The sequence below is a fragment of the Janthinobacterium longum genome (assembly GCF_051380735.1).
In the GTDB taxonomy this organism is placed as follows: Bacteria; Pseudomonadota; Gammaproteobacteria; order Burkholderiales; family Burkholderiaceae_D; genus Janthinobacterium.
On the sequence record NZ_JBNYXQ010000001.1, the window covers coordinates 1,607,472 to 1,620,617 of the forward strand.

Here is a 13,146-nt window from a genome sequence, read left to right on the forward strand (position 1 = left end):
GGCCATGAATTTCTCTTCCCTGTCGATCAAGAACCCGATTCCGGCCATCATGCTGTTCGCGCTGCTGACCCTGGCCGGGCTGCTGGCGTACAAGGCCAATCCGGTGCAGGACTTCCCGGACATCGAACTGCCCATCGTGACCGTCAGCGCATCGCTGCCGGGCGCCGCACCGGCCCAGCTGGAAACCGAGGTGGCGCGCAAGATCGAAGACTCGGTCGCCACCTTGCAAGGCGTGAAAAACATCTATACCAAGGTGCTCGACGGCGTGGCCACGGTGACCGTCGAATTCATCCTGGAAAAGCAGATCGCCGAAGCCGTCAACGATGTGCGCGATGCAGTGGCACGCGTCAAGGCCGACATGCCGGCCGAGTTGCGCGACCCTACCGTTACCAAAGCCTCCACGGCTGGCCGGGTGGTGCTGACCTTTATCGCCTCGCCCAAGGCCGGCGTCGACAATCCGCTCGACGCGCCCGACCTGTCCTGGTATGTCGACAACACGGTCGCCAAGCGACTGCTGACGGTGCCCGGCGTGGGCGCCGTCACGCGCCTGGGCGGCGTGTACCGCGAAATCCAGGTGGAACTCGACGACGCCCGCATGGCGGCCTTGAAAGTCTCCGCGCTGGATGTGTCGCGCCAGCTGCGCCTGGTGCAGCGCGAAGCGCCCGGTGGTCGCGGCGACGTCAGCGGCGCCGAGCAGTCGGTGCGCACCATCGCCACCGTGAAAACGGCAGAAGAACTGTCGCGCGTCGATATTCCGCTGACGGACGGACGCCATGTGCGCCTGGACCAGGTGGCCAACGTGCGCGACACGATAGCCGAACCGCGCGCGCTGGCCGAGCAGGATGGCAAACGGGTGGTGGCATTTGAAGTGTTCCGCACCAAGGGCGCCAGCGAAGTGGCTGTCGCCAGGGGCGCGCGCGCGGCCGTGGCCGACCTGCAGAAGGAAAACCCCAGCATCGTGATACAGCAGTCGATCGACAACGCCTTTCCGGTCGAGGAAAACTTCGACGGCTCGATGGAGCTGCTGTACGAAGGCGCGCTGCTGGCGGTGCTGGTGGTGTGGTGGTTTTTGCGCGACTGGCGCGCCACCCTGGTGGCTGCCGCCGCCCTGCCGCTGTCGGTGATGCCAGCCTTCCTTGGCATTTACTGGTTCGGCTATACGCTCAATACGGTAACCCTGCTGTCGCTGGCGCTGGTGGTCGGCGTGCTGGTCGACGACGCCATCGTCGAAATCGAAAATATCTCGCGCCATCTGCGCATGGGGAAATCCCCAATGGAGGCGGCGATGGAAGCGGCCGACGAGATCGGCATGGCGGTGATCGCCACCACCTTTGCGCTGGTGGCCGTGTTCCTGCCGACCGCCTTCATGAGCGGCATTCCCGGCCTGTTCTTCAAGCAGTTCGGCTGGACCGCCGTGCTGGCGGTGCTGGCCTCGCTGGTGGTGGCGCGGCTGCTGACGCCGATGATGGCGGCATATATCCTGAAGCCGCTGGCGCACAAGGAAGAACAGGACGGTTGGCTGATGACGCGCTACCTGGACACCATGCGCTGGTGCCTGAACCATCGCGGCATTACGGCGCTTGCCTCGCTGGTGTTTTTTGCCGGCTCGATCATGCTGGTCAATCTGCTGCCGACCGGCTTCGTGCCGGCCGCCGACCGGGCGCAAACGCAGATCAACCTGGAACTGCCGCCCGGCTCCACCCTGGCCGAAACCCAGGCCGTGGCGGCCCAGGCGCGCAACGCAGCCATGCAGGTGCCCGGCATCAAGGGCGTGTTCAGTTCCATCGGTGGCGGCTCCAGCGGCGACGCGTTTGCACCGGGCGCCGCCGCCGAAGCGCGCCGCGCCGTGCTGACCTTGACCACCGTGCACCGCACCGACCGCAAGGAATCGATGGCCGGGCTGGAGTCGCAGCTGCGCAGCAAGCTCGACAATATCCCCGGCGCGCGCTTTACGGTCGGCCCGCCCGACACCGGCGTCAAAATGCAGCTGGTGCTACGTTCCGAAGACCCGGTAGCCCTGATGGCGGCCGCGCAAAAGGTCGAGCGTGAACTGCGCGGCTTGAAAGGCATCGGCAACGTCAATTCCAGCGCCTCGCTGGTGCGCCCGGAAATCATCGTGCGGCCCGACTTTGCCAAGGCGGCCGACCTGGGCGTGACGGCCGCGTCGATTGGCGAAACCGTGCGCGTGGCCACGGCCGGCGACTACGACACCGACCTGACGAAAATGAACCTGCCCGAACGCCAGGTGCCGATCCGCGTCAAGCTGCCCAACAGCGTCCGGGCTGATTTGGCCGCCATCGAACGCCTGACGGTACCCGGTAAAAACGGCCCGGTACGCCTGGCGAACGTGGCCACCGTGACGATGGAAAGCGGCCCGGCGCAGATCGACCGCCTGAACCGCAGCCGCAACGTGACGCTGGACGTGGAACTCGGTTCGCGCACGCTCGGTGAACTGAACGTGGAAGCGCGCGCACTGCCGTCGATGAAGAACCTGCCCGCGTCGGTGAAAATCGCCGAACTGGGCGACGCGCAGGAAATGGCGTCCTTGTTCGCCAGCTTTGGCCTGGCCATGCTGATCGGCGTGCTGTGCATCTATTGCGTGCTGGTGCTGCTGTTCAAGGACTTCATGCAGCCGGTGACCATCCTGGCGGCGCTGCCGCTGTCGATCGGTGGCGCCTTTGTGGCCCTCTTGATCACCGGCAGCACGCTGTCGATGCCGTCGATGATCGGCCTGATCATGCTGATGGGGATCGTCACCAAGAACTCGATCCTGCTGGTCGACTATGCGATCCTGGCGCGCGAGGCCGGCATGGACCGCTTCGACGCCCTGGTCGACGCCTGCCACAAGCGCAGCCGGCCTATCCTGATGACGACGATCGCCATGGGCGCCGGCATGATGCCGCTAGCGCTGGGCTGGGGCGCCGACCCCAGTTTCCGCTCGCCGATGGCGATCACGGTGATCGGCGGCCTGATCACCTCGACGCTGTTGAGCCTGCTGGTGGTGCCGGCAGTATTCACCTATATCGACGACCTGGAACATCTGCTCAAGCGTACCAGGGACAAGCTGCGCCGCCACCCGGCGCCAGCGCTTGACAGCAAGGTGGCGCTCGACAAGCATTGATCGACACCACGCAAGTCAAGGAAAGCGATGGCCAGGCCCCGAGCCTGCGCCATCGCTTTTGTCTATCTGGCATACTGCGGCCATTGATCATTACGCACATCGGCATCATCCATGAATGTATCTACTCCGCTGTCCCTGCTGCTGGCCTGCTCGCTGCTGGGCGCCTGCTCCGATAAAACCGTCAGCGCGCCAGCGGCGCCGGCTCCGACGCCGATCCAGGCCCCTGTCGCCGCTGCCGCCACTCCGGCCGAAGCACCTGCCGCCGCAAAAAGCGACGAAATGAAAACGCCTGAAGCACGCGCGCGCGACAGCAAGCTGGAGGCGGCCATGATGCAGGCCATCTTCGGCAAGAACTACCGCCCAGACAGTGCCGACGCGCTGGCCGACCTGCCGGATCCGGACAGCAAGAACACCAAGGCGGACAAGCTCAGTTACGTGGTCAGCGCCGTCAGCCACAAGCTGCTGCCCGACGGCCGCGCGATTCTGGTCGCCAATGCGGAAACGGCCAATACGGAGGGCACGGCCGAATCCAGCCATGCCTCACCTGGCCTCCTCAATGTGTTCTACCTGGCGCCCAAGGGCAAGCCCGGTGACGAAACATGGCAGGTAGTGACGCGGCTGGAAAATATCGCTACCCTCGGTTCTTCCGGGCAGCTGGGCGAGGTGCATTGGGTGATGCTGGGCGCAGGCAAGCAGGGCATGGCGATCCGCAACGGCTACACGGGTCAGGGCTATACCATTACCCAGCTGGCGCTGTTCGAGCTTGGCGCCGACAAGGTCACCGAGCTCGATGGCGGCATCGACCTGCACTCCGACAACGAAGGCGCCTGCGGCCCCGAAACCCAGGATTGCTGGCTGGTTGACGGCAACTGGCATTTTGCCGCCGCCCGCGATGGCGGCGCCTATGACGACCTGCTGGTCGACTTCACGGGCGCGTCACGCAAAATCAAGCCCGGCGTACAAGTGAAAGAGGACCAGGAACCGCCGCGCCTGATCACGCAGATCAATGGGCGTGCGCGCTATGCGTTCGATGGCAAGAAGTACAAGCTGGTCGAAGGCAAGAATATCGTTCCCGGCGTATAGATTATTTGCGCGCCGCTGCAAGCCGCACCAGCAGCGGCGCGTACATCTCGCGCGTATGGCTGTTCCAGCGCTGCATGGCGCTGTCAATATCCTGGCACAGGCGTTCCGACAAAATCGTGTCACCCTGGCCCAGCGCCCAGATCGCGTATTCGGCGCGCGACTCAAAACTGCCGTGGCGCGTCAGGGCATCGTCAAATTGCGCTTTCGCTTCGGCCTGGCGTCCGCTTTGCGCCAGCGCGCGCGCCGTCAGCAATGACACGATCTCCGGGCGAAAATGGACATCGCTGCGGCGGATGAATTCCAGGTGCGTCAACGCTTCCGCACCGCGCTCGCACTCCAGGTAGGCGCGCGCGGCGCCCATGCGAATTTCCAGGTCCGACGCAAACGCGCCCTGCAGGCAAGCCTCGTAGGTGCTGGCCGCCGCCTGCGGGTCGCCCGCCTCCAGCTGCGCACTGGCCAGGCGCATCTGGTTTTGCGCGGTCGGCGTGTAGTCATAGGCGGCGCGCGCTTCGCGCAGTTCGCGGTTCGGGTCCAGCACCTGCACCGCCACGGACGCAACCTTGCGCGCCCCTTGCGGCAAGCGTGAATTGGGCAGGAAGATGGCGAAGAAATACACCAGGCTGCCCAGTAGCGGGAAAATAAACAGTATCAGCAGCCAGTACAGCGGCTGCCCGTTGCGCACCGCGTGCACCGCGAAAAACAGTGCGACCAGAATATGCAAGCCTACGCCAAAAATCTCCATGCCCTTGTTTCTCCATTCATGTTCATGATTGCCGATGTTACACCGGCCGGTAGCGTATCACCAGATGCGCAGACTTAAGGCACCGGCCGCCAGCCGCCGCCCATGGCGCGATATAAATCCACCGAGGCGACCAGGATACGCGTCTTCAGTTGCAGCAAGCCCACGTCGGCGCTGTACAAGCTGCGCTGGGCATCGAGTTCTTCCAGGTAAGAAGCATAGCCGTTGCGGTAGCGGTTGTGGGCGATGCGCAGCGTCTCGGCTGAGGTAGCACGGCGTGCGTCGTTTTCCACCGCCTGCTGGCGCAAGCGGTAAATGGCACCCAGGCTGTTTTCGGTTTCGGAAAAAGCATTCCTCACCACGTTTTCATAGGTGTAGACCAACTGGTCGCGCTGGGCGCCGACGATATCGGTCTGCGCCTGCACGCGGCCACCGTCGAACAGCGGGCCGCTGGCAAGCGCCGTCAAGCGCCACAGGGCCACGGGCGCATGCAAAAAATCGGTCAGCGCGGTGGCCTGGCCGCCGCCGGTGGCCGTCAGCTTGAACGAGGGCAGCAACTGGTCGCGCGTGGCGGCCAGGCTGGCGTTGGCGGCCGCCAGGTTATGCTCGGCGCGCGCGATGTCCGGGCGGCGGCGCAGCAGTTCCGACGGCAGGCCGGCCGGCACCGAAGGCGCCGTCAGCGCTTGCAGCGGCAGGCCGCGCGCGATGGGTCCGGGATTGCCGCCCACCAGCAGCGCCAGCGCGTTCTCCTGCTCAAAAATTTGCCGCTGCAACTGCGGCACCAGTTCGGCCGCCGCGTGGTATTCCGACTGCGCCTGCTGCCATTCCAGTTGCGAGCTGTAGCCCACTTCGAACTGCTTGCGGGCCAGCTCGCGCGACTGCACACGCAGCTCCAGGGTCGCTTGCGTCAGCGCCAGCTGGGCGTCCAGGCCCCGCAAATTCAGGTAGGCCGTGGCCACGCTGGCGGCAATCGACAGGGCTGCCGCGTCGAGGCTGGCCTGCTCGGCGCGAAAGCTTTCGCCGGCCGCGTCGCTCAGTTTGCCGAGCCGCCCCCACACATCGATTTCATAGCTGGCCTGCAGCTCGGCCTGGAACGCATTCGTCACGTAGGGGGTGCCGTTCGAGGCCAGCGTGCGGGTGCGCGTGGGCGAGCCATCGAACGACAGCGTGGGTGCATGGTTGGCGCCGGCCTGCGCCAGGCGCGCGCGGTATTCTTCCACGCGGGCGCGCGCCACGCGCAGGTCGCCATTGTGGGCCAGCGCGGTGGCCACCAGATTGCTCAGTACCGGGTCGCCAAACGCCTGCCACCACAACTGCTCGACCTGCACGGTCCCCGCCACCGGCGCACCGGCGGCCTGCGCGCGCCAGCCCGAGGGCAGCTGCAGGTTTGACGCCGGCTGCGGCGGCGCCGTGGCCGCGCAGCCGGCCAGCGCCAGGGCCAGCGCCACCGCAACAACAGACGGGCGCATCATTGTTTGACCTTCTTCGGCGGTGGTGGCGGCGCCGGGTTTTCCGCAGAATCATTTAGCACGGCCGACGTATCGACGCTGACCACCACCGACATGCCCGGCACCAGCCGGCGTGCATTGGCCTGTCCGGCATCGATGCGGATGCGCACGGGGATGCGCTGGGCGATTTTCAGATAATTGCCGGTGGCGTTATCGGCCGGCAGCACGGAAAACTCGGAACCGGTGGCTGGCGAAATGCGTTCGACCTGGCCGGTCAGCACAGCACCGTCCAGGGCGTCGACGTGGAAGGTGGCGCTCTGCCCTTCCTGCACACCGTTCATCTGGGTTTCCTTGAAGTTGGCGATCACCCACAGCTGGCGCGGCACCACGGCCATCAGCTGCGAGCCGGAGTTGACGAAAGCGCCCTGGCGCACCGTCACCTGGCCCAGCTGGCCGTCGGACGGCGCGATGATGCGCGTGTTGTCGAGGTCGATTTTCGCCGCCTTGACGGCCGCTTCGGCATTGGCCACTGCGGCGGCCAGCGCCTGTTTGTTGACCACCACCGACTGCACGCTTTGCTGCGCAATATCGACATTCGCTTTTGCCTGCGCCAGCGCGGCCGCCATCTGCGCCTGGGTGGCGCGCGACTGGTCGAATTCTCGCTGCGACAGCGAGCCGTCTGCCACCAGCTGCTCGACGCGATTGAGGTCGGCCGCCGATTTCCTTGCCTGCGCTTCGGCGTTCGCCAGCGCGGCGCGGCTGACGGCGATACTCGCTTCGGCACTGGCACGCTGCTGTGCCCAGTTCGACAGCGCCGCCTCCTGCGCCGCCAGTTGGGCCAGCGCCTGCTCGTAGCGCTGCTGGTAGATGCGGTCGTCGATGCGCACCAGCAGCTGGCCCGCCTTGACGTCCATGAAATCCTGCACATTCACTTCCACCACATAGCCCGACAACTGCGTGCCGATCACCGTCACCTGGCCGCGCACGGTAGCGTTTTCGGTGGTCACGATGGGGCTGGTAAATGGCGGCAGGCGCCAGGCGTACAGCACGATCAGCACGCCCACTACCGCCACAGCAGCAAAGGCGATGGTCGACAGCCACTGCAAACGGCGCTCCGGCGGCGGTGTCGAAACGGTGGGTGCAGCCGGTGCAGGCGTGGCGGCAGCGGTGGCGGGCGGCGGATTGTTATTTTCTGTCATTGCTCGGTTCCGAATTGGTAATGGGGACGATGGACATGGCGGTCTGCGCGTCGCGCACGGGGCCGACCAGGCGCCGCGCGCCGCTGGTGATGGTAGTCCAGCACTGGCTGATCAACATCCACAGCAAGGTGACGATGGCTACCATGGCGATCATCAAAAAGACATCGTTATAGGCCAGCACATTGGCTTCGCGCGTGGCGGCCGCGCCCAGGCGCGCCACGCCGGCAGCGCTGCGCAGCACCGGGTCGGTCACCACGCTGCCATAGGCGTTGGCGCCCGACTGCACGCGCGCGGCCACGTTAGGGTCGAGCATGGTCAGGTGCTCGACCAGATAGCTGGAATGGTATTTTTCACGCGCCGTCTGGATGGTGCCGACGATGGCTGCCCCCAGCAGGCCGCCCAGGTTCTGCGTCATGGTAAACATCACGGAAAAGCTGACCAGGTTGCGCGGCTCGGCGATCACGGCGCCCATGCCGGCCACCATGGTGGGGCCCAGGAAATACGTGCCGCCAAACGCCAGCAGGAACTGGCTCACATACATATTGGCGGGCCGCGTCTGGCTGGTGGCATGCGCGTCGATCAGGGCGCCGGCCGCAATCAGCAGCAGCGCGAACATCAGCGAGCGGTGGATGGTAGCCGGGTTGATGGTAATCGCGCTGACCAGCAAACCGGCCACGCTGCCCAACAGCACCACCACGAACAGGTTCTGCATCTGGTCGGTATTGAGGCCCAGCGCCTGCAAAAACCCCACCGCACCAGTCGACTCCGACAGCACGATGCGAAACAGCAGCACCGACAGGAACAGCTTGGCGATCTTGCCGGTGGAAAGCCAGCGTGTATTGAGCAGTGGTCGCGTGCGGTTATGCTCGATGGCCAGGGCAGTGACGATCAGCAGTATCGATGCAGCAAGGCACACGCCCACCCATTGCGAATCCATCCACCATGCCGTGCGGCCCTGGGCCAGCACCGCACACAGCAGGGCCACACCGGGCGCAAACAAAATGAAGGTGAGGAAATCGAGCGGCTCGAACGTCTGCATGCGGTCGCCCGGCGGCAGTTTCAGCGCCAGCACGCAGCCCAGCGCCAGCAGACACATGCCCAGTTCGAACAGATACAGGCCATGCCATTCACCCAGTTCCAGCAATCCCGAGGTGAAGATGCGCGCCAGCGGCAGCGCCAGCTGGGCAAAACCGAGACCCAGCACCACGCCTTTCAGGCGGTGCCTGGCGGGGAAAGCCTGCAAGGTGTAATACAGCCCCAGCACGCCCAGCGCGCCACCGACCATGCCATGCGCGGCGCGCACGGCGATCGCCGACGAAAGGGTGTTGGCGTACAGGTGGGCAAAGGTGACCAGCGCGTACAGGATCAGGAACGCTTCCGTAAACAGGCGCAGGCCGAACTGCTGGCGAAACTTCACCAGCAGCAAATTCATGGAAACAATCGTCATCACATAGGCAGCCGGCAGCCACTGCATCTGGTAGGCGTAGGCGCCCAGCGAACCTTGCAGATTGAGGATATTGGCCGTCACCAGGCCATTGCCCAGGCCACCGGTCAGCGCCACGATCAGGCCGACGACAAAATAAGCGACGCGCTTCGGCGTCGAGTGGTCGGGCGTCGATGGCGAACCGGGCAGGTTCGGGCGTTCGCCCGGCTTCCAGGTTCTTGGTGTGTACTTGTCCATGCGGCTGTGGTGATCGGGTTTGCTTGGGCAGTTCATGGCTATTTGCAGGCATGAACTGCTACAGGCAGCAGCATATCACCGCAGAGATGTTTTATTGTTTATGTTGCTAAATGAGGGGATACAACGGGATGCAGACAGGTACAGTCTGACTATGACGCAGCGGAAAACCAGGGTCAGACGGGGACGCCGAGTTACGGCGGGTCTGACCCTGGCTTTACGCTAACTAATTACACGCGCGGCGGATCCGTCTCACGCGCAAACTCACGGTGTGCCGCCAACGCGTTCTTGAACTTCGCCACCGCTTTTGCATCGCCAGCGGCGGCAATGATGATGGCCGGATCAGGGCTACCGTCAGGCAAGGTGGTCGGCACGCCTGCCTTGTCGAGCAGGGTCTTGCCGGCATTGACCACCAGGATAGGCTTGCAGTGACGGAACTGCAGGCGCACGAAGTCCAGCGCGTGGGCGTCCAGGCTCAGTTGCTGGACAGCCGCTTCGCCGTCCGCCACCACCACCGCGTCGAACAGCACCGACGGCGCCGCTTCCAGCGTCACTTCCACGGCCAGCGGCGTGCCGGCGGCAGTATCGACCCGGCCCAGCTGGCTGCCCACCAGGCGCGGTACGGCGCCATCGGCCAGCAGGGACGCGTAGATATTGCGCACCTGCGCCGCATCAGTGCCCGCACCGACCAGTATCGCCACGCGACGTGTGTGGATGCCGGTCTTGCCGGGACGGAAGGTCAGCGACAGCGATGGCGCCGGCGCGTAGTCGGGCACCGGCACGATGGCCATGCGTGGCATGGCTGGCGGCAGGGCCAGGCCCAGGCCATCGGCCAGGCGCTGTGCCAGCGTTTCATCGACATTGCGCAGCATCGAGACGATACGCACGCGAATTGCCACGGTCTGCACCTTGGTCAGCTCGAAGCGGAAAGCATTGACGATATGATCCTGCTCGACCGGCGTCTGGCTGAGGAAGAACTGGCGTGCCTGGCCGAAGTGCTCGGCAAATTTCTCGGCCTTGCCGCGCACCTTGTCGCCTTCGGACGGTTGCGGGAAGCTGTTGAAGCCGCGTTCGCCGGCCTGGAACGGCGCACCGCCGGCCAGCGAGTTCGGCTCGTACGCCACGCGACCACGGTTGATGGCCTGGCGATGGAAGCCGTCGCGCTGGTTGTTGTGCACCGGCGCCACCGACGAGTTGATCGGAATTTCATGGAAATTAGGACCACCCAAACGCGTCAGCTGTGTGTCGACATAAGAGTGAATACGCCCTTGCAGCAGCGGATCGTTGGTGAAGTCGATGCCGGGCACCAGATGGGCGGTACAGAACGCTACCTGTTCGGTTTCGGCAAAGAAGTTGTCCGGATTGCGGTTCAATACCATCTTGCCGACCGGAATCAACGGGATCACTTCTTCCGGGATCAGCTTGGTCGAATCAAGGACATCGAATTCGAACGCTTCGGCCTGCTCTTCGGTGAAGACCTGGAAGCCCAGTTCATACTCGGGATACTCGCCCGCTTCGATTGCTTCCCACAGGTCGCGGCGATGGAAGTCAGGATCGGCGCCGCTGATCTTGACGGCTTCATCCCATACCAGCGAATGGGTGCCGGCCAGCGGCGTCCAGTGGAATTTACAGAAGACGGATTGGCCTGCCGCATTGACCAGGCGGAAGGTATGCACGCCGAAGCCCTGCATGGTGCGATAGCTGCGCGGAATCGCGCGGTCCGACATCACCCACATCAGCATGTGCGTAATTTCCGGCATCAAGGACGCGAAATCCCAGAACGTGTCATGCGCGCTGGCGGCCTGCGGAATACCGTTGTTCGGTTCAGGCTTGACGGCGTGCACCAGGTCAGGGAACTTGATCGCATCCTGGATAAAGAACACGGGGATATTGTTGCCGACCAGGTCCCAGTTGCCTTCGTCCGTATAGAACTTGACGGCAAAGCCGCGCACGTCGCGCGCCGTATCGGTCGAACCGCGTTCGCCGGCCACGGTGGAAAAGCGCACGAACACGGGCGTACGCTTGCCGGCCTTGCCGAACAGCGAGGCGCGCGTCAGATCGCTTTGCTCCTGATAACATTCGAAATAACCGTGGGCAGCCGAGCCGCGCGCATGCACGACGCGCTCCGGAATGCGCTCATGGTCGAAATGCGTGATTTTTTCGCGCAATATAAAGTCTTCCAGCAGCGTGTGGCCGCGCAGGCCCGCTTTCAGCGAATTCTGGTTGTCGCCCACTGGCACGCCATGGTTGGTGGTCAGCACACAGCCGCTGTCGTCGGCACGTACGCGGTCGAGCGGCAGATTGTTGGCATTGGCGCCCAGCTGTGGCTTGCCGGCACCGAGCTTCGGCGATGCCACGGTTTCGCCGGTGGTACTTCCGGTAGCGGCCGGGTCGCTGGCGTCCACATGCACGCCTTCGAGCGGCGTACGGGCCGCATCGCCATACTGGCCAGCGACATTGGGATTGGCGGGCATGGCTTCGGACAAGGCCTGACTGGCGGCAACTTTGCGCAGCAGGGTATCGGCTGCCTCGTTGCTGCTGCCCAGGCTTTGCGGCGGCGTCGTTTCGGACGGGCCTGCCATGCTGCTCAAGACGGAACCTGCGCCATCGGTCGATGGTGCTTTTTTATTGGTAGCCATATATCTCCTGTGGGTGGGGAATGTTCAATTACTGCGTTTCAATGCCAGGCAAAAAAATGATCAAGGCCAACAGTTTCACGTAGATACAAATTGCTGGTGCATGACGCACATGGGCGCCAGACCAGTCAGCCAAAGGCAGACTGGGCCGGCGCCCATGACAGACTGGTGTCGGAACCGCGTCAGCGATAATGCACGCGCTTATTTGCGCGCGCCGAGCAGTTTCGACAGGCCATAACCGGCAGCCAGGGCCACCAGCAGCGACGTGGCAGGGCGTTCGCGCACATAGGTGCGGCCCGTTTCGCTGGCGCGCTGGGCAGCGGCGCTCCACTCCTTGCCGCGCTCCATCAGTTTTTCCGATGCCGAGCTGACGCTGTCGCTGACAGCGCTGATTTTTTCGCCGACCTGGTCCACGCCGTTATGCAGGCTGGTGGCGACCTTGTTGACCACTGGCTGAGCTTTGTCAGCCACTTTGTCGACGGCGTTATGGGCGTCTTTGCGCACGTCTTGTGCGGTGTTGTTGATGTCGTTGGCGGCTTTGTCGATTGCGTTTGCGTTCATGATGGTTTCCTTTTAGTGAACAATAAAATCCAACCATGCTCGATGCCTGACCGAATCATGATTTTCCTCGCCCCAGTCAAAAGAGGCGATTGAACGCTGCCGGGCTGATGCGTATCAACAACATCAGCAGCGAGCTGTTGTTGCTACATTAACGCCGTCCGGCATGACTAACCGTGCGCTGTCTCACCTAGTGGACAACAGGAGAATTCCTGCTGGCAAGTGCCCTGTCAGTCCTTCACGACGCCACGCCAGTGTGCATCGACCGAATACTTGCCTGCGCCGCTGATGGCGATGGTGCCGAACACGATGATCAGCAGCCAGCCGAACTGGCCGTCAGCGATGCTCCAGTCCGGATGCACCAGCAGCATCGACACCAGCAGCAGGAACAAGAAAGGCAAGGCGGCAAGGCGCGTCAGCAGGCCGGCTGCCACCAGCACCGGGCACACCAGCTCGGCGAACAGCGCGCAGTACAGGGTCAGCGCGCGGCCCAGGTGCAGCGGGTCGTCAATGTGCGCGAGTTCAGCGGAAAAGTGCAGCAGCTTGGGCAGGCCATGCACGTGCAGCACCAGCAGCGCGCCCGTCACGCGGGCAAACAGCAAGCCGGCGTCAGGAGTAAAAGGGCCGATCAGTTTTGCCAGCCAGCGGGATTGTTTCATCGTCTTGCTCCAGGAAAGGCGCGAC

General features: G+C 64.0%; 9 protein-coding genes. 2 read left to right on the forward strand and 7 right to left on the reverse strand.

Annotation, left to right across the window (positions count from 1 at the left end; all coding sequences use genetic code 11):
* The first annotated feature begins 4 nt into the window (after positions 1-4).
* Together ACQ4WM_RS07300 and ACQ4WM_RS07305 are read left to right on the forward strand one after the other, a co-directional pair.
* Positions 5-3,121 (forward strand): efflux RND transporter permease subunit, encoded by a 3,117-nt coding sequence (locus tag ACQ4WM_RS07300; RefSeq protein ID WP_436545999.1) that lies wholly within the window; start codon positions 5-7, stop codon positions 3,119-3,121.
* A gap of 111 nt (positions 3,122-3,232) precedes the next feature.
* A complete protein-coding gene (locus tag ACQ4WM_RS07305; RefSeq protein ID WP_436546000.1) occupies positions 3,233-4,204 on the forward strand; it encodes a hypothetical protein in 972 nt (323 codons plus the stop codon).
* A 1-nt stretch (position 4,205) separates the two neighbouring features.
* Here ACQ4WM_RS07305 and ACQ4WM_RS07310 read toward each other — a convergent pair whose 3' ends face one another.
* The 7 genes from ACQ4WM_RS07310 to ACQ4WM_RS07340 form a co-directional block, all read right to left on the reverse strand.
* On the reverse strand, positions 4,206-4,946 hold the full coding sequence (locus ACQ4WM_RS07310; protein ID WP_436546001.1) for a tetratricopeptide repeat protein: 741 nt from the start codon (positions 4,944-4,946) through the stop codon (positions 4,206-4,208).
* Positions 4,947-5,020: 74 nt separating this feature from the next.
* Positions 5,021-6,415: an efflux transporter outer membrane subunit gene (locus ACQ4WM_RS07315; RefSeq protein ID WP_436546002.1), complete on the reverse strand. Its 1,395-nt coding sequence runs from the start codon at positions 6,413-6,415 to the stop codon at positions 5,021-5,023.
* Positions 6,412-7,590 carry an HlyD family secretion protein gene (locus tag ACQ4WM_RS07320; RefSeq protein WP_436546003.1) on the reverse strand — a complete coding sequence of 393 codons (1,179 nt, stop codon included), beginning with the start codon at positions 7,588-7,590 and terminating at the stop codon, positions 6,412-6,414. The genes ACQ4WM_RS07315 and ACQ4WM_RS07320 overlap by 4 nt, the downstream gene beginning before the upstream one ends.
* Positions 7,577-9,307 carry an MFS transporter gene (locus tag ACQ4WM_RS07325; RefSeq protein ID WP_436546004.1) on the reverse strand — a complete coding sequence of 577 codons (1,731 nt, stop codon included), beginning with the start codon at positions 9,305-9,307 and terminating at the stop codon, positions 7,577-7,579. Before ACQ4WM_RS07325 ends, ACQ4WM_RS07320 begins: the two co-directional genes overlap by 14 nt.
* Positions 9,308-9,498: 191 nt before the next feature.
* Entirely contained in the window at positions 9,499-11,907 is a 2,409-nt protein-coding gene (locus ACQ4WM_RS07330) for a catalase (RefSeq protein ID WP_436546005.1), read from the reverse strand.
* 198 nt (positions 11,908-12,105) lie between these two features.
* Complete coding sequence (locus ACQ4WM_RS07335) at positions 12,106-12,465, reverse strand: hypothetical protein (protein WP_436546006.1); 360 nt, start codon at positions 12,463-12,465, stop codon at positions 12,106-12,108.
* 227 nt (positions 12,466-12,692) lie between these two features.
* On the reverse strand, positions 12,693-13,121 hold the full coding sequence (locus ACQ4WM_RS07340; RefSeq protein ID WP_436546007.1) for a DoxX family protein: 429 nt from the start codon (positions 13,119-13,121) through the stop codon (positions 12,693-12,695).
* Positions 13,122-13,146: the final 25 nt, after the last annotated feature.